Source organism: Ramlibacter sp. (assembly GCA_019635435.1).
In the GTDB taxonomy this organism is placed as follows: domain Bacteria; phylum Pseudomonadota; class Gammaproteobacteria; order Burkholderiales; family Burkholderiaceae_C; genus JAHBZM01.
In genome coordinates, this window is sequence record JAHBZM010000001.1 from 3,388,032 (window position 1) to 3,412,540 (window position 24,509).

Sequence of the window (24,509 nt, forward strand, 5' to 3'; positions counted from 1 at the left end):
ATGAAATACCTCATGTGGCTGCTCAAGGCAGCCATTTTTTTTACCCTGTTTGCCTTTGCGCTGAATAACCAGCAGGACGCCACCGTGCATTTCTTCTTCGGCACCCAGTGGCGCGCGCCGCAGGTGCTGGTGGTGCTGGTGGCGTTCGCGATGGGCCTGGCCGTGGGCGTGCTGGGCATGGTGCCGCGCTGGTGGAAGCACCGCAGCGCGGCCCGCAAGGCCGCCCGCGAGCCCCAGACGGTGGCCCCGGAAGACGCCAGCTCGACCCTGCACCATGGACTTTGACCTGAGCTGGCTGCTGCTGGGCCTGCCGCTGGTGTTCGTGCTGGGCTGGGTGGCCTCGCGGCTGGACCTGCGCCAGCTGCGCATCGAGAACCGGCAGGCGCCCAAGGCCTACTTTCGTGGCCTCAACTACCTGCTCAACGAGCAGCAGGACCAGGCCATCGACGCCTTCATCGAGGCCGTTCAGAACGACCCCGACACCTCCGAGCTTCACTTCGCGCTGGGCAACCTGTTTCGCCGCCGGGGCGAGTACGAGCGCGCGGTGCGCGTGCACGAGCACCTGCTGTCACGCGGCGACCTGGCCCGCACCGACCGCGACCGGGCCCAGCATGCGCTGGCCCTGGACTTCCTCAAGGCCGGGCTGCTGGACCGCGCCGAGGACGCACTGCGCCGGCTTGAAGGCACGGCCTTCGAGGCGCAGGCCCGCCTCGCACTGCTGGCCATCTACGAGCGCTCGCGCGACTGGGCCCAGGCCACCGAAGTCGCCACCCGGCTCGAGGCCTCGGGCGAAGGCAGCTTCGGCACCCGCAGGGCCCACTACCTGTGCGAACAGGCCGCCCGCGTGCCCGACGACCAGGCCGAACCGCTGCTGCGCCAGGCACTGGCGGCTGCCCCCGACGCGCCACGCGCCCGCATGGACCTGGCGGCGCTGCAAAGCCGCCGCGGCGATGCCGCCGCCGCCATGAAGACCCTGCTGTCACTGGCCCACACCGCGCCCGCCGCGATCGCGCTCACCGCGAAGCGGCTGGCTGAGGCAGGCGTGGCCAGCGGCCAGCAGGCGCAGGCCCTGCAGGTGCTGCAGACCAGCTACGAGCTGTACCCCTCGCTGGATGTGCTGGACGCCATTGCCGCGCTGGAGCCCGACCCGGCCGTGGCACGCGGCTGGTACGGCGAACACCTCAAGCGCGAACCCTCGCTGGTGGCCGCCACCAAATGGCTGGCCGGCGAAAAGCTCGCCGACGAGGACATCCATGTCCACGTGCAGAACGCGCTTGAACACGCCGCCAAGCCCCTCACGCGCTACCGCTGCGCGGCCTGCGGCTTCGAGGCCAAGCAGCATTTCTGGCAATGCCCGGGCTGCCAGGCTTGGGACAGCTACCCGGCCCGCCGGGTGGAAGAGCTATGAACCCGACCAAAGACCAGCTTTCCAAAGCCCGCGTGCTCGTGGTGGGCGACGCCATGCTCGACCGCTACTGGCATGGCGCGGTGGACCGCATCTCGCCCGAGGCGCCGGTGCCCGTGGTGCGGGTCACGCGCGAGGTCGAGACCATTGGCGGCGCCGGCAACGTGGCCTTCAACGTGACCACGCTGGGGGCCCAGGCCAGCTTCATCGGTGTGATGGGCGACGACGAACCCGGCCGCAAGCTCGAAGCGCTGATGCGCGACACCGGCATCCAGACCCACCTGGCGCGCGACCCGGGCCTGCAGACCACCGTGAAACTGCGGGTCATTGGCCGCCAGCAGCAACTGCTGCGCATGGACTTCGAGAACGAGCCCGACCACGAGGCGCTGGCCTCGCAGACCGAGGCCTTCGCCCGGCTGGTGCCGAAGCACGGCGCGGTGCTGTTCTCGGACTATGGCAAGGGCGGCCTGGCCCATGTGGGCACCATGATCAGCGCCGCGCGCGCCGCCGGCAAGCCGGTGCTGGTGGACCCCAAGGGCAGCGACTATTCGCGCTACGCGGGGGCCACCGTCATCACCCCCAACCGGGCCGAGCTGCAGCAGGTGGTGGGCACCTGGCACAGCGAGGCCGAGCTGCGCGCCAAGGCCCAGGGCCTGCGCGAATCGCTGCAGCTGGGCGCCCTGCTGGTCACGCGCAGCGAGGAAGGCATGAGCCTGTTCGATGCGCAGGGCGAAGTCCATGTGACGGCCCAGGCCCGCGAAGTCTTCGACGTGACCGGCGCCGGCGACACCGTGATCGCCACCCTGGCCGCCCTGGTGGCCGCCGGGATGAGCCTGCGCGACGCCCTGCCCCTGGCCAACAAGGCTGGCGGCATCGTGGTGGGCAAATTCGGCACTGCCACCGTCTCCCATGAGGAACTGTTTTCATGACCCGAATCGTTGTGACCGGCGCGGCCGGCTTCATCGGCAGCAACCTCGTCAAGGGGCTGAATGCCCGTGGCATCGACGACATCATTGCCGTCGACGACCTGACCCAGGGCGACAAGTTCCGCAACCTGGCTGACCTGCGGATCGCCGACTACCTGGACGCCAGCGTGTTCTATGACCGCTTTGCCGACGGCGCGTTTGGCCGGGTCGAGGCCGTCTTCCATGAGGGCGCGTGCAGCGACACCATGGAGACCAATGGCCGCTACATGATGGAGAACAACTACTCGCTGTCGTGCAACCTGTTCGCGGCCTGCCAGAAGCGCGGCACGCGCCTGCTGTACGCGTCGTCGGCGGCCACGTACGGCGGCTCCGACACCTTCCGCGAGACGCCGGAGTTTGAAAAGCCGCTCAACGTCTACGGCTACTCCAAGCTGCTGTTCGACCAGAGAATGCGGAGAGAACTCGGAACCGATTTCTCGGCGGCGACAACACAAGTCGCGGGCTTCCGTTACTTCAACGTGTATGGCCCGCGCGAGCAGCACAAGGGCCGCATGGCCAGCGTGGCCTTCCACCAGTTCAACCAGTTCCAGGCGGAGGGCCGCGTCAAGCTGTTCGGCGAATACGGCGGCTACGCGCCGGGCGAGCAGATGCGCGATTTCGTCTTCATCGACGACGTGGTAGCCGTCAACCTGTGGTTCCTCGACCATCCGGACCGCAGCGGCATCTTCAACCTCGGCACCGGCCGCGCCCAGCCGTTCAACGACGTGGCGCTGGCCGTGGTCAACGGCATGCGCACGCGCAAGCATCAGCCGGCGCTGGACCTGACGGGCGCCACCCAGGCACAGCTGATCGAGTACGTGGCCTTCCCCGATGCGCTGCGCGGCAAGTACCAGTGCTACACCCAGGCTGACCTGGGCCGCCTGCGCGCCGCGGGCTGCGATCACGCGTTCTGCGACGTGCAGACCGGCGTGGCGAGGTACATCGACACCCTGGGCGGTGCCCAAGGGTAAGTCCTGATCGCCGCCGCGGCTGGCGGTCAACGGGGACACGGCAGCGCCGTTATAGGAGCAGCCCGGCGCGGAGGGTGCCGGTTTGTCCATCCCCTGAGGAGATCCCCATGTTGAAGAAAATCCTGGCCTTCGTGGCCATGCTGTACGCCGCCGCCTGCTTCGCTGCCGTTGACGTGAACAAGGCCAGCGCCGCCGAGCTCGATGGCATCAAGGGCATTGGCCCGGCCATTTCCGGCCGGATCATTGACGAGCGCAAGAAGGGCAGCTTCAAGGACTGGAGCGACTTCATCAGCCGCGTCAAGGGCGTGGGCGAAGGCAACGCCGCCAAGTTCTCCACCGAAGGCCTGACCGTCAACGGCGCCGGCTTCAAGGGCGCGGCCGCGCCGGCTGCCGCCAAGGAAGAAAAGGCCGCCGACAAGAAGGCAGAAGCCAAGCCCGCCGCCGCCCCTGCAGCCGCTGCGGCGCCCGCCGCCAAGGAGGAAAAGAAGGACCCCAAGGCCGAAGCCAAGATGAAGGCCGACGAAGCCAAGGCCAAGAAGGAAGCCGACAAGAAAGCCAAGGCAGAAGAAAAAGCCAAAAAGGCCGAGGAAGCCAAAGCCAAGAAAGAGGCTGACATGAAGGCCAAGGAAGAAGCCAAGAAGGCCAAGGCCGCGAAGAAAGACGACAAGAAGGCTGAAGCGCCCAAGGCCGCCGCCAGCGCCGCCAAGAAGTAAGCCGGCACCCGGCTCACGCCATCAGCCCGCTCCGGCGGGCTTTTTGTTGGTCAAATCAGGCTGGAGTCCAGGCCTGGCGGCCACTGTCTGCTATCAATAGCGTAGCAACCGGCGGTCACCTCAAACCAGCGCGATCAGGTCGGTGGTGCCGACATCCACCCCCGCCTGCATCAGCAAGGTGGTGGCCTGCCCGCGGTGGTGCGCCTGGTGGTTGAAGAAGTGCGTCAGCGCCTTCCAGGCGGGGTGCTCGCGTGGCACGCCCTTGCTGTTGGCATAGCGCATGGTGCTCAGGGGGAAGCTGGCCGGCATGTCGGCCAGCCAGTCTTCCACCGCGGCGTCCAGCCGGTCACGCCGGGCCTTGAGGGCATCCCAATCGGCTTCGAGTTCGGTGGCAAACGAGGCGCCGGCGGGCAGCGCCAGCAGGTCACCGCCCAGCGCCTCGAACACCACCCCCTGGCTGGCAAAACGCTGCAGCCACATCGAGTCGGCCCACACGAGGTGGTTCAGCGTGCCGTGGATGGAGCCAAAAAAGGCGCCGCCATCGCGCTTGCGCCCCGCCTCTCCAAGCGGCTCGCAGGCCGCGTAGAGGCGCTGGTTGAACCAGCGGTTGTAGCGGGCCAGGAACTGGTAGTTCTCAATGAAGGGGCTGTCCATGCCCCGCATTGTCGGGGCTTTCGCGCCGCGCCGCAGCGCCCGGCACCGCGTGCCCGAACAGGGGCAGCAGCCCCTCGACCCGGCTGACGGCCGCGGCTTCGCCCAGATCCTGCGCGAGGTACTGGTACAGCGTGGAGCGCAGCAGCCACAGCTCGATCAGGCTGCCCGCGCGCGCAATCTGGCCGCAGGCGCGTGCGCGGTGCTCGTGGCTGCAGGGGCCTGTCGCCATGCGCATGGCCTGGCGGATCGCTTCAAGGTCCGCCGCCGGCTCGGCGGGCTGCGTGGCCGCCAGTTCGTGGCCGCGCGAGCCCCAGGTCGATGCGAGCCATCGTTGAACGCGTTGTGTCATGTCCATGGAACCACCTCCAGGCGCCGCATCAGGCCGCGCCGTAACCGCCACCTCCGGGCGTCAGGATTTCAAACACATCACCCGGCTGCATTTCCGCCTGGCCGATGTGACCCAGTTCCTCCACTTGTCCGTCGGCGCGCACCACCCGGTTCACGCCCACCTGTCCGGCCTGGCCCCCTGCCAGGCCGAAAGCGCCATGCTTGCGGCCGTTCGACAGGATGCTGGCCGTCATGTCTTCGAGAAAGCGCACGCGGCGCACGCCACCGTTGCCGCCCGTCCAGCGCCCCGCGCCGCCCGAGCCCTCGCGGATCTCATAGCTGTCAAGACGCACCGGGAAGCGGAACTCCAGTACCTCGGGGTCGGTCAGCCGGGAGTTGGTCATGTGGGTCTGGACCACGCTGGTGCCGTTGAAGCCCTCGCCAGCACCGCTGCCCCCCGAGATGGTCTCGTAGTACTGGTGCGAGGCGTTGCCAAAGGTGAAGTTGTTCATCGTGCACTGGCTCGCCGCCATCACGCCCAGCGCGCCATACAGCGCATTGGTGATGCAGGTCGAGGTTTCCACGTTGCCGGCCACCACCGAGGCCGGCGGGTTGGGGTTGAGCATGGAGCCCGGCGGAATGATGACCTTGAGCGGCTTCAGGCAACCCGCGTTGAGCGGAATGTCGTCGTCCACCAGGGTGCGGAACACGTACAGCACCGCGGCCATGCACACGGCCGTGGGCGCGTTGAAGTTGTTGAGCTGCTGGGCCGAGGTGCCGGTGAAGTCGATCTCGGCACTGCGGCTTTTCGCGTTCACCCGGATCGCGACCTGGATCTGCGCACCGTTGTCCAGTGGCAGGGTGAAGGCCCCGTCCTTCAGCCGCGTGATCACGCGCCGCACCGACTCCTCGGCGTTGTCCTGCACGTGGCCCATGTAGGCCTGCACCACGTCCAGGCCGAACTGCTCGACCATCTTGCGCAGCTCCTGCACGCCCTTCTCGTTGGCGGCAATCTGGGCCTTGAGGTCGGCCATGTTCTGCTGGGGGTTGCGGCTGGGGTACTTGCCGCTTTGCAGCAGCGCCACCATCTCGGCCTCGCGCAGCACGCCACGGTCCACCAGCTTGACGTTGTTGATCTGCACGCCCTCTTCCTCGATCAGGGTCGAGAACGGGGGCATGGATCCGGGCGTGGTGCCGCCAATGTCGGCATGGTGGCCCCGGCTGCCCACGTAGAACAGCGGCTTGTCGTGCGCCGCGGCGCCCAGGTAGACCGGCGTGATCACCGTCACGTCGGGCAGGTGGGTGCCGCCGTGGTATGGGTCATTGAGCACATACACATCGCCCGGCTGCATCTTGCCCGCGTTCTCGCGGATCACGGTCTTGATGCTCTCGCCCATGGAGCCCAGGTGCACCGGCATGTGCGGGGCGTTGGCGATCAGGTTGCCGTCGGCGTCGAACAGCGCGCAGCTGAAGTCCAGCCGCTCCTTGATGTTGACCGAGTAGGCCGTGTTCTGCAGTTGCAGGCCCATCTGCTCGGCGATGTTCATGAACAGGTTGTTGAACACCTCCAGCAGCACCGGGTCCACCGTGGTGCCCACGGCGAACCGCGCCGCGCGCGGGATGCGCCGGTCCAGCACCAGGTGGTCCAGCGCGGTCAGCTCGGCTTCCCAGCCGGGTTCGACCACGGTGGTGGCGTTCTTCTCGGCAATGATGGCCGGGCCGGGCACCACGTCGCCAGGGCGCAGGTCCTCGCGCACCACCAGTGCGGCGTCGTGCCACTGGCCGCCCGAGTACATGCGAACGGTTTCACGGCGCGGCACTTCACGCGGTTCGAAGGTGTCGCTGCGCGGCTCGGCCGGCGCGTCGCCCGCGACCACGGCCTCGACCGACACGGCCTCCACCATCAGCCGCTTGCCCTGCATGAGGAAGGCAAAGCGCTGGCGGTAGGCCGCCTCGAATGCCGTCTTGATGCTGGCAAGATCACCAAACGGCACCACCAGCGCAGAGTCACTGCCCTCGTAGCGCACATGCACCCGATGGTGCACCGTCACGGCACCGGCATTGACCTGCTGGCGCTCCAGCTCGGCCTGGGCGGTGGCGCCCAGCGTCTCCAGCCTTTCGGCCACCAGCGGCAGCGACTCCGCGGCCAGCGGCATTTCCACCGCCTGTTCGCGGATCACGTTCTGGTCGGCCAGGCCCATGCCATAGGCGCTGAGCACACCGGCCAGCGGGTGCACGAACACCCGTGTCATGCCCAGCGCATCGGCCACCAGGCAGGCGTGCTGGCCGCCCGCGCCGCCAAAGCATTGCAGCGTGTAGCGCGTGACGTCGTAGCCGCGCGCCACCGAAATTTTCTTGATGGCATTGGCCATCTGCTGCACCGCGATGTTGATGAAGCCCTCGGCCACCACCTCGGCGCTGCGGCCGGTGCGGCCGGCCAGCTCGTTGAACCTGGCCTCGACCGCCTCGTAGCTCAGCGCCTCGTCGGCGTGCGTGCCAAACACCTTGGGGAAGTAGCGCGGCTGGATCTTGCCGGTCATCACGTTGGCGTCGGTCACGGCCAGCGGGCCACCGCGACGGTAGCTCGCGGGGCCGGGGTTGGCGCCCGCGCTCTCGGGGCCCACGCGAAAGCGAGACCCGTCAAACTCGAGGATCGAGCCGCCGCCGGCGGCCACGGTGTGGATGCTCATCATGGGCGCGCGCATGCGCACGCCGGCCACCTGGGTTTCAAATTCGCGCTCGAACTCGCCAGCGTAGTGCGACACATCGGTCGAGGTGCCGCCCATGTCAAAGCCGATCACCTTGTCATGGCCAGCCAGCGCCGCGGTGCGGGCCATGCCCACGATGCCGCCGGCCGGGCCGGACAGGATGGCATCCTTGCCCTGGAAGGCATGGGCGTCGGTCAGGCCGCCGGACGATTGCATGAAGAACAGCTTGACGCCGGGCATCTCGCCCGCGACCTGCTCCACATAGCGGCGCAGGATGGGCGACAGGTAGGCGTCGACCACGGTGGTGTCGCCACGGCTCACGAACTTCATCATCGGGCTGGTTTCATGCGAGGTGCTGACCTGCGTGAAGCCCACCTTGCGCGCGATGGCGGCGGCCTGCTGCTCGTGCTCGGTATAGCGGTAGCCGTGCATGAACACGATGGCCACGCTGCGCAACCCGCGCCCATAGGCGGCCAGCAGGTCGCCGCGCAGGCTGGCCTCGTCCAGGGCGCGCACCACATCGCCATGGGCGCCGATGCGCTCGTCGGCCTCGATCACCTCGGTGTAGAGCAGCTCGGGCAGCACCACGTTGCGGTCGAACAGGCGCGGCCGGTTCTGGTAGGCGATGCGCAGCCCGTCGCGAAAGCCCCGGCTGGTGACCAGCAGCGTGGGCTCGCCCTTGCGCTCGAGCAGCGCATTGGTGGCCACCGTGGTGCCCATCTTCACGCACTCCACCAGCTGCGGGGTGACCGGCTCGCCGCGCTTCAGGCCCAGCAGGTGGCGGATGCCCGCCACCGCCGCGTCCTTGTACTGCTCGGGGTTTTCCGACAGCAGCTTGTGCGTGGTCAGCGAGCCGTCGGGCCGCTTGGCCACGATGTCGGTGAATGTGCCGCCGCGGTCGATCCAGAATTGCCAGCGGCTGGTACCCGGGGAGGAAGATGTGTCTTGCATGTTGCTTCGGTTTTCAGGGTAAAGGGAATCCGCCGCGCCCGGCCAGGCCAGGCGATGCGGTTTCAGGTGAAAAAATAACGGCGGATTCCATGGCTCAGGGCGAGAGGTTACGCCACCCCGGGCATGGGGATGAACCGCTCGAGCTTGCGGAACCGGGCCAGCCAGCGCCCGACCGCCGGGTAGCCCGCCAGCTGGAAACCGCCCTGCCCGGCCAGCGCCACGTGGGGGAAGCAGGCCACGTCGGCCAGGGTGGCCCGCTCGCCAGCCAGCCAGTCGTCGCGTTGCAACTGGCCTTCCAGCACCCGCAGGGCCTGCTCGCCAGCCGCCCGGGACGCCACCAGATCGCCGGTGTAGCCAAAGCGCTGGATCGCGCGGTCCATGAACAGCCCCGAGGCGATCTCGTTCTGGGCCAGTTCCAGCCACTGGCAGACCCGGGCCATCGCGGCGGCATCAATGGGCAGCCACTCGCGCGACTCGTCGTAGCGGCGGGCCAGGTAGCAAAGGATGGCAGTCGATCCCCATAGCACCACGCCACCGTCGGCCAGCGTGGGCACCTGGCCACGCGGATTGAGCGCGAGGTAGGCCGCGTCCACCACGTTGCGCCCGGCCTGCAGCCGGACCGGCACTCGCTGGTAGGGCAGCGCGAGAAAGGACAGGAACAGCCGCACCTTGTAGCAGTTGCCGGAGGTCTCGCGGTCATGCAGGACCAGCCTGTCACCGGCAACCGGGGCCGCGGTTCTGTGGGGCAGGGTTTGCATGATCGGCGGGGCCTCCAGGGGTGGGATGGGGCGGCGGCTGTGGGGTCCATGTTGGCGGGGCAATGCCGCTCAGCGCTGGATGTAGTAAGGCACGAAGATGTTGTTGGCCTCGTTGCCCACGGTGCGCACCCACTCGCGCGAGAATTTCTCGCCCATGCGCTTGAGCTCGGCTTCAAAGTCGGCGGGGATCCGCTCCACCTTCATGCCCTTGGCCTTGAGCTCCTGCGTCGATTCCGTGGCCACCGCCCGGCTCATGGTCCAGCCCCGGGTCTCGGCTTCCTGCGCGGCCTTGAGCACGGCCTGCCTGACCGGCGGGTTCAGGCTGTCAAAGGCCTTGAGGTTCACGAACACGATGTTCTTGGGGAACCAGGCGTTGATCTCGTAGTAGTTCTTGATCTGGCCCCAGACCTGGTTCTCCACGCCCGTCACGGCCGAGGTGATCATGTTGTCCATCCGGCCACTGGCCAGGGCCTTGTTGACGTCCACCATGGGCACGTCCACCGGCGTGGCGCCCAGCATCTGGGCAATGCGCACCGTGGAGGTGTTGTAGGTGCGCATGCGCGTGCCCTTGAAGTCCGCGGACGACTTCACGGGCGCGCCGGCATACAGGCCCTGGGGCGGCCACGGCACGGCGTACAGGGCCTTCAGGCCGCGCTCGGCGAAATGCCTGTCGATCAGCGGGCGCTGCAGGTCCCACATGCGGCGCGCGTCCTCGTAGCTGCCCACCACGAAGGGAATGGCGTCGGCCCCGGCGATGGGAATCTCCTTGACCATGCTGGTCATGATGGTCTCGCCGGCCTGCACCTTGCCGTCCTGCACGGCCTGGCGGATGTCGTTGAGCTTGAACAGCTCGTTGTTCGGGTGGACCTCAATGCGCAACGCGCCGGCGCTGGCCTGCTCCACGTCCTTGGCAAACTGGGCAATGTTCTGCGTGTGGAAGGATTCCGCGCGGTAGCCGGTGGCCAGCTTCCACTGGGTCTGGGCATTCGCCATGGTGGCGGCAACGGTCAAGGCAGCAATCAGATAGGTCTTCATGAGGTACTCCAGAAGTGGCTGACAAGCCTTACATCCGACGTGGCAGCCACAGAACCACATCGGGGAAGAAATAGATCAGGAGAATCGCCGCGAGCATCAGCAGGAACATCGGGATCACGGTGCGGGCGATGTAGGTGATCTCGTGTCGGGTCAGGCCCTGCAGCACGAACAGGTTCAGGCCTACCGGCGGCGTGATCTGGGCGATCTCGACAACCAGCACGACGAAGATGCCGAACCAGATCAGGTCCAGCCCCGCGGCCTGCACCGTGGGCATCAGCACGCCAATGGTCAGGACCACCATCGAGATGCCGTCCAGGAAGCAGCCCAGGATCAGGAAGAACACCGTGAGCGCCAGCACCAGCATCAGCGGCGACAGGTGCAGCGCGCCCACAAACTCGGCGAGGTGGCGCGGCAGGCCGACGAAGCCCATGGCCAGCGTGAGGAACGCCGCGCCGGCCAGGATCAGCCCGATCATGCAGTAGACGCGGCAGGCCGCCGCCAGGCCCTCGGTCACGCGCTTCCAGCTCAGGCTGCCTTCGATGGCCGCCAGCGTGAACGAGCCCAGCACGCCAATGGCCGCGGCCTCGGTGGCGGTGGCAACGCCCGAATAGATGGACCCGAGCACCGCACCGATCAGCAGCACCACGGGGATCAGGTGGCGCGCCGCATGGATCTTCTGCAGCAGGCTCATGGACGCGTCAGCGGCCGGGATCTTGTCCTTGTTGAACAGCGCCCAGACGATGATGTAGCCCATGAACAGCGTGGCCAGCAGCAGGCCCGGCAACACGCCACCGATGAACAGCTTGGCGATCGACACATCGGCCGCCACGCCATAGACGATCATGATGATGGACGGCGGGATCAGCAGGCCCAGCGTGGCAGCACCGGCCAGCGTGCCCACGGCCATGGCCTCGGGGTAGCCGCGGCGCTTGAGCTCGGGCAGCGAGATCTTGCCGATGGTGGCGCAGGTCGCCGCCGACGATCCCGACACCGCCGCGAAGATGGTGCTGCCGATCACGTTGACATGCAGCAGGCGGCCCGGCAGGCGGTTGAACCAGGGCGCCAGGCCCTTGAACATGTCCTCCGACAGCTTGGTGCGGAACAGGATTTCCCCCATCCAGAGGAACAGCGGGAGCGCCGTCAGCGTCCAGCTGGACGTGGAGCCCCAGATGGTGAGCATCATGCTGTCCCCCACGGGCCGCGGACTCACGAACTGCATGGCGATCAGGCCAACGCCCAGCAGGGACATGCCAATCCAGACGCCGGAGCCCAGGATGATGAACAGCAGGACGACGAGTCCCAGGGCCAATAGAACTTCCATGATGTGCTCCTGATCTTTTTCTGGATGAATGACTGCGCTTATTCGGAGCGGGCGGCCTCGCCCGACGCCACCTCGAAGAACGTGCCGCCACTGAGGCGGGCGACCAGCGCATGGACCATGGACACGGCGAAGCCAATGCAGCCCACGGCCATCGTCAGCTGGGGAATCCACATCGGGGTGGCGTCTCCGGTGGGCGCCACGTCATGCAGCGTGTAAGACAGCCACACCATGCGGCAGGCAAACCAGGCGATGTACAGCGACAGCAGCGCGCCAGCGCCGAGGCTCCAGTACTCGAGCGCGGCACGCATGCGCGGCGGCGAGTTCTGCAGCAGCAATGTCACGCGGATGTGGTCGCCCTGGCGAAAGGCCGAGGGCAGCGCCAGGAAGAGCGCTGCGGCAATCGAGTAGCCCGCATACCCGTCGAGGCCGGGAATGCTCCAGCCATCGACCAGTCGCGTGGCAATGTTCAGGGTGATTGACAGCAGGGCTGCCAGCATGGACACGCAGGCCAGCGCCAGCAGGGTCTTGTAGAAATTCCGGGCGAGCTTGTCCACAGTCAACTCCAACGACAGGTTGATCTCTTGGGGGGTCATGCCCCGGCGTCAGGCGCCGGGGTCATGCCAGGGGGGGGAACGCGGCTTAGTGCTTGCGGTACGCGTCGATGATGGCCTTGCCATCAGGACCCGCCGAGGCCAGCCATTCGGCGGTCATCGTCTCGCCAATCGCGAGCAGCGCCTTGCGCACGCTCTCGGAGGGCTGGGCAATGGTCATGCCATTGCTGCTCAGGACCTTGATGGAATCGGCATCCACCTTCTCGCTGGCCTGCCAGCCGCGCTGCTCGGCTGCCGCCGCAGCCTTGAGCACCGCTTCCTGGGTGGCCTTGTCAAGCGCGTCGAAGGCTTTCTGGTTGACCGCCGTGACATTGCGCGGAAGCCAGCCGTTGACCGGGTAGAAGAACTTGGTCTGCTCGTACAGCTTGCCGTCGGCGCCGCTGGCGCTGGAGGTCAGGAAGTTGTTGGCCGCGCCGGTGGCCAGCGCCTGGCCCAGTTCCGGCAGCTGGATGGTGACGGGCGAGGCGCCCAGCATCTGCGCGATCTTGGTGGTGGCCGGGTTGTAGGCGCGCATCTTGGTGCCCTTGAAGTCATCGGCGCTGTTGATGGGCTTGACCGAGTACAGCGACTGGCCTGGCCAGGGCACCGAGAACAGGGGCTTCACGCCCTGCGCGGCCAGCACCTTGGCCTGCACCGGCTTGGCGGCCTCGTACAGGCGCTTCGCGTCGGCGTAGCTGGTGGCCAGGAAGGGGATCGAGTCCACGCCATACAGCGGGTTCTCGTTGGCCAGGCCCGAGATGATGAATTCACCCGCGGGGGCCAGCCCGCCCTGGATCGCGCGCTTGATCTCGGGCTGCTTGAACAGCGAGCCGCCCGCGTGCACCGTGATCTTGAGCTTGCCGCCGCTGAGCTTGTCCACGTCATCAGCGAACTGCTGCACGTTTTGCGTCTGGAAGGTGTTGGCACCGTAGCCGGTGGGCAGGTCCCACTTGGTCTGGGCCTGGGCGAGCGTGGCGCAGGCCACGGCGGACAGGCAGAACATGAATTTTTTCATCGGGTTGCTCCTTGTTTAGAAACTGGCAAGCTGGTTGTTGAGAAGGTCTGTGATCAGCATCGCGCCAGGGGCGTGGGTGATGCAGAACTCGGGGCGGGCCTGCCGGATCGCGGCCTGCGGCGTGACGCCACAGGCCCAGAACACGGGCAGTTCATCTGGCATCACCTCCACCGCGTCCCCGTAATCGGGTTGCGACAGGTCGGCAATGCCGATCAGCGACGGATCGCCAATGTGGACCGGCGCGCCATGCACGTCGGGGAAACGGGAGGTCACCTGCACCGCGCGGATCACCGAGGCGGCGCGCAGGGGCCGCATCGAGACCACCAGCGGCCCGCTGAACGGGCCGGCCGCCTGCGTCTGGACATTGGTGCGGTACATGGCCACGTTGCGCCCCTGTTCGACGTGGCGCAACCTCAGGCCTGCCGCCATCAGGGCCTGCTCGAAACTGAAGGAGCAGCCGATCACGAAGGTGACCAGGTCATTGCGCCACAGGGGCGTGATGTCGCAGGGCTCTTCCACCAGCTCGCCATCACGCCACACGCGGTAGCGCGGCACGTCGGTGCAGATGTTGATGTCGGACCCCAGCGAGGGCAGCATCGCGTGGCCGGGCTCGGACACCGCCAGCAGCGGACAGGGCTTGGGGTTGCGCTGGCAATAGCGCAGGAAATCGTCGGCCTGCGCCCGGGGCAGGATCACCACGTTGCCCTGCACATGGTCATCGGCGAGGCCGCTTGTATGCGAGGTCCACAGACCCTGGCGGATCAGCCCGCGCACATGCGCCGCGTCCTGCATGCCCTCAGGGCCAAACACCTCCTGCGCCAAATCGGAAACTGATCCCACCACGACTCCTTGTTGCGAATTGTGTCAATTGCATGACGTTGGGCGGATTGTGGTTGCCGGTGGGTGCTACTGCAAATTCAAAATATTTCGCTTACATCATCGATTTTTTCGATGCTCCAGTTTGGGGCGGGCGCTTCAATCGGGTGCGCGCGTCCGCTGATTTCCCCTCGGGCTGGGTGTCAATGAAGGCCAGGGCCGACTTGACGACTGTCTCGACCGTCCTCGTGGAAGGGTCGGTCCGAAAGCTCGCATGGATGGGCAGCGGCGCCAGCGCCGCATCGCACTTGAGCTGCTTCAAATTGGGGAAAACCAGAAGACGCTCGACCGCCCGGCGCGGCAGGGTGGCCACGCCAAAGCCGCCCTGGACCAGCTGGACCATCGCCGAAATCGATGAAATGGTGTGCACGCGCCGCGGCTCGACCTCGGCCTGGCGAAACAGGTCCACCAGCGTGACATGCGGCTGCGAACCGCGCTGGAAGGTGAGGATTTCCTGCTCGCCAAGGTCCTCCAGCGTGTAGCTGCGCCTGCGGTGTTTCTGGGCATTGCCCATGAACACCATCTCCATCGGCGGCAGCGAGCGGCTGCGCACGCCGTCGCCCGACGCGGGCAGCGCCGCGAACACCAGGTCCTGCGTGCCCCGGCGGATCTGCTCGACCAGGATCGGCGTGGTTTCCACCGTGAGTTCCAGCTCCAGCGCGGGCTGGTCCACGCGCAGTTTTTCGATCCACGGAATCAGCCACGAGTGCAGCACCGATTCGATCGCGCCGATGCGCATGGACACCGCCAGCGGCGCTCCCGAGCCCATCTCGGCCTTGACCTCGCGCTGCAGTTCCAGCAGCCGCTGCGAATAGGTGAAGAACCGGGTGCCCGCGATGGTGAGGCGAAAGTGCTTGTCGCGCCGGTCCAGCAGCAGCACGCCAAGCTCTTCCTCGAGCGCGGCGATGCGGCTGGACATGGCCGATTGCGTGAGGTACAGCTTCTCGGCGGCGCGCGTCACGCTCTTGAGCGAGGCCACCCAGTAAAACGCCTCGACGAATCGCAGGTTCATGGTGAGACCCCGGTGCGGCCGGTGGCCAGGACGCAGGGGGCCGCATGGGGGCGCAAGGCCGGCGCGTCCAGCAGCGACAGCACCCGCCAGCCGGTGGCCTCGCGGATCTGCACCGCATAGGGCGGCATGTTCGTGCACTCCAGCAGCAGCGTCTGCAGCTGGGGCGCCCGCGCCTTCAGGGCCAGCGCCGCGGCCACCACGTCGGCCTGCGCGGCCTGCAGGTCCATCTGCTCGCGGTTGCCCAGGATGGCCGAGGCGAATTCGCCCGCGGGGTTCACCCCCTGCACCAGCACGTCGGCCACGCGCTCGCGCGGCACGCCGGCACTGCGGATGTGCTCGCTGCCCAGCTTGCCCGCGCTGATGGTGAGCACGCCCACCTGGCGCTCTTCCCTGAGCAGCCGGGGCAGCTGCAGCAGGCTCGAGGTAACGACCGGCACCTTGACCGCAGCCTGCAATTCCTTTTGCAGCAGCACCAGGAAGCCGCAACTGGTGGTGATGACCGACACCCCCAGCTGCTCCAGCCCGCGCACCACGGCCACAAAGGCCGGCACCACGCGCCCCGCCCGCAGGCCGCGCGCCGACTGCACCACCTTGTCGGGCCAGACCCCGCGCACGATACGAAAGTTCACGGGCGCGGCCCAGCTGTCCGGGTGGCCGACATCGCCCGGCGGGCGGGGAAAGCGGGTGTCCAGCATGACCACGCCCACCACGGGCTGGGCATGGCCCGGGGGAAACACCGGAGGGGGTGGCGCGCTATTTGCATTTATGCTCGGGCTCTCATTCATCCATACCATTGTCCCGGAGAGAACATGAAACTCAAACTCGGATTGATGGCCGCCGCCCTGACCCTGGGTGCCTCGGCCTTCGCGCAGACCAAGTGGGACCTGCCCGCTGCCTACCCCGCCACCAACTTCCACAGCGAAAACCTGGCCCAGTTCGCCAGCGACGTGGACAAGGCCACGGGCGGCAAGCTCAAGATCACCGTGCACCCGGGCGCCTCGCTGTTCAAGGCACCGGAAATCAAGCGCGCCGTGCAGGGCGGCCAGGCCCAGGCCGGCGAAATCCTGCTGGCCAACTTTGCCAACGAATGGCCCATCTATGCCGCCGACGGCATGCCCTTCCTGGCTGACAGCTATGACGCCGCCATGAAGCTGTACAAGGCCCAGAGGCCCATGCTCGAGAAAAAACTGGCGGCCGACGGCATGGCCCTGCTGTACGCCGTGCCCTGGCCCCCGCAGGGTATCTACGTCAAGAAGCCGATCAACAGCGCCGCCGACCTGAAGGGCGTGAAATGGCGCGCCTACAGCCCGGCCACCGCGCGCATCGCCGAACTGGTGGGCGCCCAGCCCGTGACCGTGCAGGCCGCCGAACTCTCCCAGGCCATGGCCACGGGCGTGGTCGAGAGCTACATGTCTTCCGGCTCCACGGGCTTTGACACCAAGACCTACGAGCACCTGAAGTACTGGTACGACACCCAGGCCTGGCTGCCCAAGAACGCCGTGATCGTCAACAAGAAATCGTTTGACGCGCTCGACAAGCCCACGCAGGACGCGCTGCTCAAGGCCGCCGCCGAGGCCGAGACCCGCGGCTGGGCCTCCAGCAAGAAGGTCAACGGCGAAGTGCTCGACAAGCTCAAGGCCAACGGCATGCAGATCCTGCCGCCCTCGGCCCAGCTCAAGGCCGACATGAAAAAGGTCGGCGACGTGATGCTCAAGGAATGGCTGGACAAGGCCGGCCCCGAAGGCCAGGCCCTGGTGGACGCTTACCGCAAGTAAGCTGATGCGCAAGGCCCTTGACGCGCTTTACACCAGCGCCGCCGCCCTGGCGGCGCTTTTTCTGGTGGGTTTGCTGGTGATGGTGCTGCTGTCCATTGCCAGCCGGCAACTGCAGTTCCATGTGCCGGGCACCGACGCCTATGCGGGTTACCTCATGGCGGCCAGCGGCTTCCTGGCGCTCGCGCACACGCTCAAGCGCGGTGAGCACATCCGCGTCACGCTGGTGATCAACGCGCTCAAGGGCCCTTTCAAAAAGGCCTCGGAACTCTGGGCCCTGGCGGCGGCCACGCTGCTGTCGTGCCTGTTTGCCTTCTACAGCTGCCGGCTGTCCTGGCAGTCCTACACCTTTCACGACATCTCCACCGCGAGCGACGCCACCCCCCTGTGGATGCCCCAGGTGGCCATGGCCGTGGGCACGGTGATCCTTGCGATTGCCTTTGTCGACGAACTGGTGCTGGAACTGCGCGGCCAGCGCCAGGCCAGCGCCCCTGACGAGGCCCTGCGCAATGAGTGACTTCGCCATCACCGGCCTGCTGGTGCTCAGCCTGTTCCTGATCCTGGGCAGCGGCGTGTGGATCGGGCTCACGCTGTCGGGCGTGGCCTGGATCGGCATGCAGCTGTTCTCGTCGCGGCCCGCCGGTGACGCCATGGCCGTCACCATCTGGGGCAGCGCCTCGAGCTGGACGCTCACGGCCCTGCCGCTGTTCGTGTGGATGGGCGAGATCCTGTTTCGCACCCGGCTGAGCCAGGACATGTTCAAGGGCCTCGCGCCATGGATGCAGAGCCTGCCGGGCCGCCTGCTGCACACCAACGTGGTGGGCTGCACCATCTTTGCCGCGGTGTCCGGCTCCAGCGCCGCCACCTGCGCCACCATCGGCAAGATGTCGCTGCCCGAGCTCACCAAGCGCGGCTACCCCGAGCACATGATCGTGGGCACCCTGGCCGGCGCCAGCACGCTGGGCCTGCTGATCCCTCCGTCCATCATCATGATCGTCTACGGCGTGAGCGCCGAGGTCTCGATCGCGCGGCTGTTCATTGCCGGCGTGCTGCCGGGGGTGCTGCTGGCCACGCTGTTCTCGGGCTACATCGCGCTGTGGGCACTGGCCAACCCCGGGCGCATCCCGGCGGCCGACACGCGCATGAGCTTCATGCAAAAGCTCGCCGAGTCGCGCAGCCTGATCCCGGTGGTGACGCTGATCGCGGCCGTGCTGGGCTCCATCTACACCGGCGTGGCCACGGCCACCGAGGCCGCGGCCGTGGGCGTGGTGGGCTCGCTCATCATCTCCGGCGTGCAGGGCTCGATGAACTGGCAGACCTTCAAGGACTCGCTCATGGGCGCCACGCGGCTGTACTGCATGATCGCGCTGATCCTGTCGGGCGCGGCCTTCCTCACGCTCAGCATGGGCTACATCGGGCTGCCCCGGCACCTGGCCGAGTGGATCGCCACGCTGGGCCTGAGCCAGGCCCAGCTGATCGCCGCGCTCGCGGTGTTCTTCATCGTGCTGGGCTGCTTTCTGGACGGCATCTCGATGGTAGTGCTGACCATGGGCGTGATCATGCCCACGGTGCAGAAGGCCGGCATCGACCCGATCTGGTTCGGGATCTTCGTGGTGCTGGTGGTCGAGATGGCGCAGATCACGCCGCCCGTGGGCTTCAACCTGTTCGTGCTGCAGGGCATGACGGGCCGCGAGCTGACCTGGATCGCCAAGGTCACCATCCCGATGTTCCTGCTGATGTGCGTGGCCATTGCGCTGATCTATGCCTTTCCGGGCATCGTGACCTGGCTGCCGCAGCAGATGATGAACTAGCGCGCAGGGAGGCCGTCCGCCATGCTCAACGTCCTTGCCATCTGCGTCGGCGCGAGCGTCGGCGCGCTGGGCCGCTGGGGCCTGGGCCTGTGGCTCAACCCCGGCGCCCTGCTGCCCTGGGGCACGCTCGCGGCCAACCTGCTGGGGGCCTACCTGATCGGCGTGTGCGTGGCCGTGTTCCAGGCCCTGCCCCACCTCGACCCCGCCTGGCGGCTGGCGCTGGTGACCGGCCTGCTGGGTGCGCTGACCACCTTTTCATCGTTCAGCGCCGAAGTCGTGGGCATGCTGATGCAGCAGCGCTACGCACTGGCCGGGCTGACCGCGCTGCTGCACCTGGCTGGCTCGCTCGCGCTCACGCTGCTGGGCCTCAAAACCACCCTGTGGCTAATCGCGGCCCGGGTGGCCTGAGGCACCGAAGGTTAACTTTCCGGCTATTCGGAGAGTGGGCAGGCTCTGGCAGAATTCCGCCACACCATGAAACACCTGCTGCTGGCCCTGCTGCTGTTCGCCTGCCGTTTCGGCCACGCCGAGGAGTACTGGTTCACCGTCATGGGCGACAAGGCCAACCCCGCCGTCAACACCATCGAGGTCAACCCCGTTCCCCTGGACGGTGATGGCCTGATGCGGACCATGCGGGTGCGGGTGAGCCGCTCCACCCTGCGCAAGAGCTGGGACGGCATCCCCTACCGCTCTTATGAGTCCACCGTGCTGTTTGACTGCCTCCAGAAAAAGGCACAGTACCTCTCGCTGGTGTTCTACCTGCAGCCGGCCTGGCAGGGGCCCTCGCACCAGACCTCGGTCTTCACCCCGGACAAGGTCCGCCCCATGCTGTTCAAGGACGTGGTGCCCAACCCGACCGAGCGCATCATCCGCGCGGCCTGCCAGTAAGCCAGTCTGAGCCGGTTTGCCCGCCGGCTGCCGCGCATGGCAGTTGCTATGTTTTCAATAGCAGCAAGTGGCCGTGGAGCCTGGACTCCAGCCCGATTTGCCGCATATTCGCCTCATGAACGGGTGCGCGGCACCCCGCACACCAGCACCCCCGGATCATTGGCCGGCACCGCGCGGTCGTTCTTGGCCTGGCCCACGTCCATGTCGCGCGGCAGGGTCACGCCGTTCTTCACGGCGAGGATCTCGGCCATCACGCTGACGGCGATCTCGGGCGGCGTCTTGCTGCCGATGTAGATGCCAATGGGCCCGCGCAGGCGCTTGAGGCTGTCATCGGTCTGCTCGAAGTGCTCGATCATGCGCTGGTGGCGCAGGTCGTTGTTGCGGCGGCTGCCGATGGCGCCGACGTAGAAGGCGTCGGTCTTCAGCGCCTCCAGCAGCGCGAGGTCGTCGAGCTTGGGGTCGTGCGTGAGGGCCACCACGCAGCTGCGCCGGTCGGGCCTGAAGGCGGTGACCACGTCGTCGGGCATGTCGGCCACCACCGTGGCGCCGGCCACGCTCCAGGCGCCGCGGTATTCCTCGCGCGGGTCGCACACCGTCACCGCAAAGCCGCTGAACAGGGCCATGGTGGCGAGGTATTCGGTGAGCTGGCCCGCGCCGATCAGCAGCATGCGGTATTCGGGGCCAAAGGTGTTGACCAGTTGGGCATCGGTCAGGCTCAGCTCCTCGGGCGCCGTGGCTTCGTCCAGCGTGGCCAGGCCGTCGCTGAGCCGCACGCTGCGCCGCATCAGGGTGCCGGCCTCCAGGCGGGTCACCAGTTCGGCCAGGCTGGCCGCGTCGGGGTCGTATTCGAGCAGCAGTTCCAGCGTGCCACCACAAGGCAGACCAAACTGGTGAGCCTCGTCGGCCGTGATGCCGTACTTCACAAAGCCCGGCGCACCCGAGGGAATCTGCTTGTCGTCGCCCTTGCCGGAATAGGCCTGGGTGAAGCGGTAAATCAGGTCGTCCTCAATGCAACCGCCCGACACCGAGCCCACCACCGCGCCGTCCTCGCACAGCGCCATGATGGAGCCGATGGGCCGGGGCGAGCTGCCCCAGGTCCGCACCACCGTGGCCAGCAACGCACGCCGGCCGGCCGCGCGCCAGTCGCGCAGCGTGCGCAGCACCATCACATCCAGGTTTTCCATGAACAGCCTCCTTTGCCGGTGGCGCCCCCGCGCCTCAGCGCAGCAGCCAGATGGCGGCCAGCACCACCACGGCGCCCGCCACCCAGACCCAGGCCGGCACCTTGCCAGCCGGGGCCGATGGCGCCGGTGCTGGCGCGGCCAGTGCGGCCGCGGCGGCATACGCCTGCGGATGCTGGCGCTGCATCTCGTCGTCAAAGCGCTTGAAAAAATCTTCGGCCATGGACTTGGCCACACCGTCGATCAGGCGCTGGCCCAGCTGCGCGATCTTGCCGCCCACCGATGCATGCACGGTGTAGCTGAGCTCGCAGCCGCTGCCTTCGGCCGCGGGCTTGAGCGTGACGGCCGAGTTGCCCTTGCCAAAGCCGGCCGCGCCGCCCTGCCCGTCAAAGGTGATGGTGTAACTGTTGGGCGGGTTGATCTCGCTGAGCGTGATCTTGCCGTTGAACTTGGCGGCCACGGGGCCGATCTTGACCGCCACGCCCACGGCGTACTGGTTCTCGCCGGTGGCCTCGACCTTGTCGCAGCCGGGGATGCAGATCTTGAGCACCTCGGGGTTGTTCAGCGCATCCCAGGCCTGTTGTTGGGTGACCGCGAGTGCGCGGTTGCCTTGCATGTCCATTGGGTTTCCCTCTTTCTGAGTTGTGTGGGTCTACTGTTTCATCAGAGCCGCGAGACTGGCGGCCAGTTCCCCGAGCTTGCTGATGTTGTGCACCGCGAGCATGCCGTGCGCGTGGCGGTGCAGCACGGCGGCGCCGCGCGCCAGCGGCTGGTAGCCGTCAAAGCGCAGCAGCGGGTTGAGCCAGAGCAGGCGCCGGCTGTGCTGGCGCAGCCAGCGCAGTTCGCTGTCCAACGCCCCGGGCTCGCCCGTGTCCAGCCCGTCGCTGATGACCAGCACCAGCGTGCGCCGGCCGATCAGCCGTCGCGCATGGACCTGGCGCAGCGTGGCCAGCGAGTCGCCCAGCCGCGTGCCGCCGGCAAAGTCGTCAATCAGCGCGCTGGCCGCGCCCAGCATGGCGTCGGTGTCGCCCAGGCGGAACGCCGGGGTCAGGTCGCTCAGGTGGGTGCCAAAGGCAAACACGTCGCGGCGCAGGCCCGGCACATCGCGCGTGGCGGCGTGCAGGAAGGCCAGCAGCAGGCGCGCGTAGCGCTCCATCGAGCCCGACACGTCCACCAGCACCAGCAGCGGCAATGGCTGCGAGCGGCGCTGCAGGCGGGGCAGCTGCATGATCTCGCCGCCGGTCCGCGCCGCCTCGTGCAGGGCGCCGCTCCAGTGCAGGCGGCCGCCGCGCACACCCGGTCGGGTGCGGCGTGTTGCCATTTGCGGAATGGGCAGGGCCACGTCGCGTGCCAGCTGCGCCACCAGGTGGTATTCGGTGGCGCTCAGCGCGCTGAAGTCGGCGTGCTTGAGGCGCTGCAGGTCACTGGCCGTCATGGCGGCGTCAAAGTCGATCTTGTCGTCTTCCTTTTTGGGCAGGCCCTGCGGACCCGCGGCCCGGGCCGGCGCCAGCGCCTCGCGCACCCGCGGCCGGCGCCGGCTCGGCTCGGCCTTGCCTTCGGCGCTGGGCAGCAACTGGGCCAGCAGCTTGTTGGCCATTTCGGGGTTGCGGAAGTAGATGTCGAACAGCTCGCGAAACACCATGCGGTCCTGCTCGCGGCTGACCATCACGGCTTCCATCGCGGCGCTCAGGTCGGGCTTGCTGGCCACGCCCACCAGCATGGCGGCCTGCTGGGCCAGTGCGATGCGCGCGCTGTCCATGCGCACCCCGGCGCGGCGCAGGGCGCGGCCAAAGCCGGTGATGTTGTGGGCCAGCTTGCCGGTGCGGGCGTCACCTAGTTGCATGGCGTCCTGCCTCGGGTTGGCTCGGGAAGTTGCTCGCGGGCTCGTGCCGGGCGCTGTGGGTCAGTGGCTCACACTGCGGCGGTGGGCGCTGTGCGCCCACTTCGCTGCGATGCTCGGGCCGGGGGAGCGCCGCAGAACTCGCTACGTGCGCTGCGCGCCCTGCGCTCAAACAGCTGCGGCGAGCATGTGGACGAAGCACGCTGCGCGTGCCTCCCCCGGCCCTGCGCTTCTCGCCGCCACAGAGATCGCCCCTGCCCCACAGCGCCCGGCACGAGCCGATGCACATGGTGGCACGCCGACAGTGGCGCGCCACAAATGCCTGTGCAAAGCGACGCGCGCGGGCACAGCGGCCGGGGTGCGCCTCTGGCGCGCCGAGCAGCGCAGGGGGGCGTGTCGGCGCGCGCCAGCGCGCTTTGTGAACTGACTCGCTGCGGCTGTTTGAGCGAAGTGAAGCGAAGCGCAACGCAGCGAGTTCCGCAGCGCGACCGCCCCCCGAGCAGCGCAGGGAAGTCGCCTCAGAGCCGCCGGGCCGCCCCAAGGCGACGATGGCCCCCTCGGGGGGCAGCGACCCGCGCAGCGGTGGAGCGTGGGGGCTCTCAGCCGACCGCTCCAGTGAAGCGCCCCGGCCGCTGTGCCCGCGCGCGTCGCTTGGCCGCGCGGACGCGGTCGCAACACACACGCGGGACGCACACCCTCTCCACATCACGCGGCCTCTTCTTCCGGCTTCAACAGCTCAGCCGCAAAGTCCCGCGTCAACGCCGCCACGTCCTCGCGCTGCTTGAACAGGATGCCCGCCGTGTCGCTGACCACCTCGGGGTCCACCACCAGGGTGTCCAGCGCCACCAGCGCCTTGGCCCATTCCACGCTCTCGGCGATGCCGGGCGCGCGCTGGAACGCGTTGGCAAAGGGCTGGCTGCGCAAGCGCCCCACGAACTGCGCCACCTGCTGCGCCAGCGCGGCGCTGGCGCCCGGCACCTGGGCCTGCACGATGGCCAGCTCGCGCTCGCGCTCGGGGTAGTCCAGCCAGTGGTACAGGCAGCGGCGCTTGACGGCGTCGTTCAGGTCGCGCGTGCGGTTGCTGGTGAGGATGGTCACGGGCGTGGCCACCGCGCGGATGGTGCCGATCTCGGGGATGCTCACCTGGTACTCGCCCAGGTACTCGAGCAAAAAGGCCTCGAACGGCTCGTCGGCACGGTCCACCTCGTCGATCAGCAGCACGGCGCCAGGCTCGGGCGCCTGCAGGGCCTGCAACAGGGGGCGGCGGATCAGGTAGCGGTCCTGGTAGACCTCGCGCTCCACGTCGCGGGCGGCCCCGGGCGCCGCACGGCCGCCCGAAGGCGCGAGCGCCCCCTCGGGGGGCAGCGAGGACACGCCAGTGCCGGGCGTGGCGGCGCCAATTTCGGCGGCACGCATGTGCAGCAGCTGCGCGGCGTAATTCCATTCATACAGCGCCTCGCGCTGCTCCAGGCCGTCGTAGCACTGCAGCCGCAACAGCGCGCGCGGCAAGGCCGCCGACAGCGCCTTGGCCAGTTCGGTCTTGCCCACGCCGGGCTCGCCCTCGAGCAGCAGCGGGCGCTGCAGCTTGAGCGCGAGGAACACGGCCGTGGCCAGCCGCCGGTCGGCAAAGTAGCCGACCGCGCGCAAGGCGTCGGTCAGCGCGTCAATCGACGCGAAGGGAACGGAAGAAGCCGGAGAGTTCATTTGCTACTACTT

At 67.7% G+C, this 24,509-nt stretch carries 25 protein-coding genes; 10 read left to right on the forward strand and 15 right to left on the reverse strand.

Annotated elements, in window-relative coordinates:
- The 5 genes from KF796_16335 (at position 1) to KF796_16355 (ending at position 4,054) form a co-directional block, all read left to right on the forward strand.
- Entirely contained in the window at positions 1 to 285 is a 285-nt protein-coding gene (locus KF796_16335) for a LapA family protein (protein MBX3588203.1), read from the forward strand.
- The gene (lapB, locus tag KF796_16340; GenBank protein MBX3588204.1) at positions 275 to 1,408 is read left to right on the forward strand and encodes a lipopolysaccharide assembly protein LapB; all 1,134 of its coding nucleotides are present in this window, start codon (positions 275 to 277) and stop codon (positions 1,406 to 1,408) included. The genes KF796_16335 and lapB overlap by 11 nt, the downstream gene beginning before the upstream one ends.
- Positions 1,405 to 2,334 (forward strand): D-glycero-beta-D-manno-heptose-7-phosphate kinase, encoded by a 930-nt coding sequence (gene rfaE1 / locus KF796_16345; protein MBX3588205.1) that lies wholly within the window; start codon positions 1,405 to 1,407, stop codon positions 2,332 to 2,334. The genes lapB and rfaE1 overlap by 4 nt, the downstream gene beginning before the upstream one ends.
- A complete protein-coding gene (rfaD, locus tag KF796_16350) occupies positions 2,331 to 3,341 on the forward strand; it encodes an ADP-glyceromanno-heptose 6-epimerase (GenBank protein MBX3588206.1) in 1,011 nt (336 codons plus the stop codon). The genes rfaE1 and rfaD overlap by 4 nt, the downstream gene beginning before the upstream one ends.
- 107 nt (positions 3,342 to 3,448) lie before the next feature.
- The gene (locus tag KF796_16355; GenBank protein ID MBX3588207.1) at positions 3,449 to 4,054 is read left to right on the forward strand and encodes a helix-hairpin-helix domain-containing protein; all 606 of its coding nucleotides are present in this window, start codon (positions 3,449 to 3,451) and stop codon (positions 4,052 to 4,054) included.
- Between the two features lie 120 nt (positions 4,055 to 4,174).
- Here the strand turns inward: KF796_16355 and KF796_16360 are convergent, their stop codons facing one another.
- The 11 genes from KF796_16360 to KF796_16410 form a co-directional block, all read right to left on the reverse strand.
- Positions 4,175 to 4,708 carry a DinB family protein gene (locus KF796_16360; protein ID MBX3588208.1) on the reverse strand — a complete coding sequence of 178 codons (534 nt, stop codon included), beginning with the start codon at positions 4,706 to 4,708 and terminating at the stop codon, positions 4,175 to 4,177.
- Positions 4,689 to 5,063, reverse strand: coding sequence for a hypothetical protein (locus KF796_16365; GenBank protein MBX3588209.1), 375 nt, complete (start codon positions 5,061 to 5,063; stop codon positions 4,689 to 4,691). Before KF796_16365 ends, KF796_16360 begins: the two co-directional genes overlap by 20 nt.
- 22 nt (positions 5,064 to 5,085) lie before the next feature.
- A complete protein-coding gene (locus KF796_16370) occupies positions 5,086 to 8,694 on the reverse strand; it encodes a hydantoinase B/oxoprolinase family protein (protein MBX3588210.1) in 3,609 nt (1,202 codons plus the stop codon).
- 107 nt (positions 8,695 to 8,801) lie between these two features.
- Positions 8,802 to 9,452 carry a glutathione S-transferase family protein gene (locus KF796_16375; GenBank protein MBX3588211.1) on the reverse strand — a complete coding sequence of 217 codons (651 nt, stop codon included), beginning with the start codon at positions 9,450 to 9,452 and terminating at the stop codon, positions 8,802 to 8,804.
- A 69-nt stretch (positions 9,453 to 9,521) separates the two neighbouring features.
- Positions 9,522 to 10,487 (reverse strand): TRAP transporter substrate-binding protein, encoded by a 966-nt coding sequence (locus KF796_16380; protein ID MBX3588212.1) that lies wholly within the window; start codon positions 10,485 to 10,487, stop codon positions 9,522 to 9,524.
- Between the two features lie 28 nt (positions 10,488 to 10,515).
- On the reverse strand, positions 10,516 to 11,808 hold the full coding sequence (locus tag KF796_16385; GenBank protein ID MBX3588213.1) for a TRAP transporter large permease subunit: 1,293 nt from the start codon (positions 11,806 to 11,808) through the stop codon (positions 10,516 to 10,518).
- A 38-nt stretch (positions 11,809 to 11,846) separates the two neighbouring features.
- Positions 11,847 to 12,401 (reverse strand): TRAP transporter small permease, encoded by a 555-nt coding sequence (locus KF796_16390; GenBank protein MBX3588214.1) that lies wholly within the window; start codon positions 12,399 to 12,401, stop codon positions 11,847 to 11,849.
- A gap of 46 nt (positions 12,402 to 12,447) precedes the next feature.
- A complete protein-coding gene (locus tag KF796_16395) occupies positions 12,448 to 13,413 on the reverse strand; it encodes a TRAP transporter substrate-binding protein (protein ID MBX3588215.1) in 966 nt (321 codons plus the stop codon).
- 15 nt (positions 13,414 to 13,428) lie between these two features.
- Positions 13,429 to 14,205 (reverse strand): putative hydro-lyase, encoded by a 777-nt coding sequence (locus KF796_16400; GenBank protein ID MBX3588216.1) that lies wholly within the window; start codon positions 14,203 to 14,205, stop codon positions 13,429 to 13,431.
- A gap of 139 nt (positions 14,206 to 14,344) precedes the next feature.
- Positions 14,345 to 15,301 (reverse strand): LysR family transcriptional regulator, encoded by a 957-nt coding sequence (locus KF796_16405; GenBank protein ID MBX3588217.1) that lies wholly within the window; start codon positions 15,299 to 15,301, stop codon positions 14,345 to 14,347.
- Positions 15,298 to 16,086, reverse strand: a complete 789-nt coding sequence (locus KF796_16410; protein MBX3588218.1) for an aspartate/glutamate racemase family protein — start codon at positions 16,084 to 16,086, stop codon at positions 15,298 to 15,300. Before KF796_16410 ends, KF796_16405 begins: the two co-directional genes overlap by 4 nt.
- A 24-nt stretch (positions 16,087 to 16,110) precedes the next feature.
- On the opposite strand from KF796_16410, the gene KF796_16415 reads away from it, so the two are divergent.
- From KF796_16415 to KF796_16435, 5 genes are all read left to right on the forward strand, one after another.
- Positions 16,111 to 17,076: a TRAP transporter substrate-binding protein gene (locus KF796_16415; protein ID MBX3588219.1), complete on the forward strand. Its 966-nt coding sequence runs from the start codon at positions 16,111 to 16,113 to the stop codon at positions 17,074 to 17,076.
- 4 nt (positions 17,077 to 17,080) lie between these two features.
- Positions 17,081 to 17,590 (forward strand): TRAP transporter small permease, encoded by a 510-nt coding sequence (locus KF796_16420; GenBank protein MBX3588220.1) that lies wholly within the window; start codon positions 17,081 to 17,083, stop codon positions 17,588 to 17,590.
- Positions 17,583 to 18,884: a TRAP transporter large permease subunit gene (locus tag KF796_16425; protein ID MBX3588221.1), complete on the forward strand. Its 1,302-nt coding sequence runs from the start codon at positions 17,583 to 17,585 to the stop codon at positions 18,882 to 18,884. The genes KF796_16420 and KF796_16425 overlap by 8 nt, the downstream gene beginning before the upstream one ends.
- Positions 18,885 to 18,905: 21 nt before the next feature.
- Complete coding sequence (crcB, locus tag KF796_16430) at positions 18,906 to 19,292, forward strand: fluoride efflux transporter CrcB (protein MBX3588222.1); 387 nt, start codon at positions 18,906 to 18,908, stop codon at positions 19,290 to 19,292.
- A gap of 66 nt (positions 19,293 to 19,358) precedes the next feature.
- Entirely contained in the window at positions 19,359 to 19,772 is a 414-nt protein-coding gene (locus KF796_16435; GenBank protein MBX3588223.1) for a hypothetical protein, read from the forward strand.
- A 113-nt stretch (positions 19,773 to 19,885) separates the two neighbouring features.
- On the opposite strand, the gene KF796_16440 is transcribed toward KF796_16435, so the two are convergent.
- The 4 genes from KF796_16440 to KF796_16455 form a co-directional block, all read right to left on the reverse strand.
- Positions 19,886 to 20,956 (reverse strand): XdhC family protein, encoded by a 1,071-nt coding sequence (locus KF796_16440; protein ID MBX3588224.1) that lies wholly within the window; start codon positions 20,954 to 20,956, stop codon positions 19,886 to 19,888.
- A 34-nt stretch (positions 20,957 to 20,990) separates the two neighbouring features.
- Positions 20,991 to 21,575, reverse strand: a complete 585-nt coding sequence (locus tag KF796_16445; GenBank protein ID MBX3588225.1) for a carbon monoxide dehydrogenase subunit G — start codon at positions 21,573 to 21,575, stop codon at positions 20,991 to 20,993.
- Positions 21,576 to 21,605: 30 nt separating this feature from the next.
- On the reverse strand, positions 21,606 to 22,796 hold the full coding sequence (locus KF796_16450; GenBank protein ID MBX3588226.1) for a VWA domain-containing protein: 1,191 nt from the start codon (positions 22,794 to 22,796) through the stop codon (positions 21,606 to 21,608).
- Between the two features lie 702 nt (positions 22,797 to 23,498).
- On the reverse strand, positions 23,499 to 24,497 hold the full coding sequence (locus KF796_16455; protein MBX3588227.1) for a MoxR family ATPase: 999 nt from the start codon (positions 24,495 to 24,497) through the stop codon (positions 23,499 to 23,501).
- Positions 24,498 to 24,509 lie beyond the last annotated feature (12 nt).

Bases quoted from the DNA above. Each gene is read 5' to 3' on its own strand.
- KF796_16420 (MBX3588220.1), top strand. From the start codon at position 17,081: ATGCGCAAGGCCCTTGACGCGCTTTACACCAGCGCCGCCGCCCTGGCG.
- rfaD (MBX3588206.1), top strand. From the start codon at position 2,331: ATGACCCGAATCGTTGTGACCGGCGCGGCCGGCTTCATCGGCAGCAAC.
- KF796_16410 (MBX3588218.1), bottom strand. From the start codon at position 16,086: ATGAATGAGAGCCCGAGCATAAATGCAAATAGCGCGCCACCCCCTCCG.
- KF796_16425 (MBX3588221.1), top strand. From the start codon at position 17,583: ATGAGTGACTTCGCCATCACCGGCCTGCTGGTGCTCAGCCTGTTCCTG.
- KF796_16370 (MBX3588210.1), bottom strand. From the start codon at position 8,694: ATGCAAGACACATCTTCCTCCCCGGGTACCAGCCGCTGGCAATTCTGG.
- KF796_16360 (MBX3588208.1), bottom strand. From the start codon at position 4,708: ATGGACAGCCCCTTCATTGAGAACTACCAGTTCCTGGCCCGCTACAAC.
- crcB (MBX3588222.1), top strand. From the start codon at position 18,906: ATGCTCAACGTCCTTGCCATCTGCGTCGGCGCGAGCGTCGGCGCGCTG.
- lapB (MBX3588204.1), top strand. From the start codon at position 275: ATGGACTTTGACCTGAGCTGGCTGCTGCTGGGCCTGCCGCTGGTGTTC.
- KF796_16415 (MBX3588219.1), top strand. From the start codon at position 16,111: ATGAAACTCAAACTCGGATTGATGGCCGCCGCCCTGACCCTGGGTGCC.
- KF796_16395 (MBX3588215.1), bottom strand. From the start codon at position 13,413: ATGAAAAAATTCATGTTCTGCCTGTCCGCCGTGGCCTGCGCCACGCTC.
- KF796_16365 (MBX3588209.1), bottom strand. From the start codon at position 5,063: ATGGACATGACACAACGCGTTCAACGATGGCTCGCATCGACCTGGGGC.
- KF796_16385 (MBX3588213.1), bottom strand. From the start codon at position 11,808: ATGGAAGTTCTATTGGCCCTGGGACTCGTCGTCCTGCTGTTCATCATC.
- KF796_16405 (MBX3588217.1), bottom strand. From the start codon at position 15,301: ATGAACCTGCGATTCGTCGAGGCGTTTTACTGGGTGGCCTCGCTCAAG.
- KF796_16380 (MBX3588212.1), bottom strand. From the start codon at position 10,487: ATGAAGACCTATCTGATTGCTGCCTTGACCGTTGCCGCCACCATGGCG.
- KF796_16335 (MBX3588203.1), top strand. From the start codon at position 1: ATGAAATACCTCATGTGGCTGCTCAAGGCAGCCATTTTTTTTACCCTG.
- rfaE1 (MBX3588205.1), top strand. From the start codon at position 1,405: ATGAACCCGACCAAAGACCAGCTTTCCAAAGCCCGCGTGCTCGTGGTG.
- KF796_16455 (MBX3588227.1), bottom strand. From the start codon at position 24,497: ATGAACTCTCCGGCTTCTTCCGTTCCCTTCGCGTCGATTGACGCGCTG.
- KF796_16440 (MBX3588224.1), bottom strand. From the start codon at position 20,956: ATGGAAAACCTGGATGTGATGGTGCTGCGCACGCTGCGCGACTGGCGC.
- KF796_16390 (MBX3588214.1), bottom strand. From the start codon at position 12,401: ATGACCCCCCAAGAGATCAACCTGTCGTTGGAGTTGACTGTGGACAAG.
- KF796_16435 (MBX3588223.1), top strand. From the start codon at position 19,359: ATGAAACACCTGCTGCTGGCCCTGCTGCTGTTCGCCTGCCGTTTCGGC.
- KF796_16375 (MBX3588211.1), bottom strand. From the start codon at position 9,452: ATGCAAACCCTGCCCCACAGAACCGCGGCCCCGGTTGCCGGTGACAGG.
- KF796_16445 (MBX3588225.1), bottom strand. From the start codon at position 21,575: ATGGACATGCAAGGCAACCGCGCACTCGCGGTCACCCAACAACAGGCC.
- KF796_16355 (MBX3588207.1), top strand. From the start codon at position 3,449: ATGTTGAAGAAAATCCTGGCCTTCGTGGCCATGCTGTACGCCGCCGCC.
- KF796_16400 (MBX3588216.1), bottom strand. From the start codon at position 14,205: ATGCAGGACGCGGCGCATGTGCGCGGGCTGATCCGCCAGGGTCTGTGG.
- KF796_16450 (MBX3588226.1), bottom strand. From the start codon at position 22,796: ATGCAACTAGGTGACGCCCGCACCGGCAAGCTGGCCCACAACATCACC.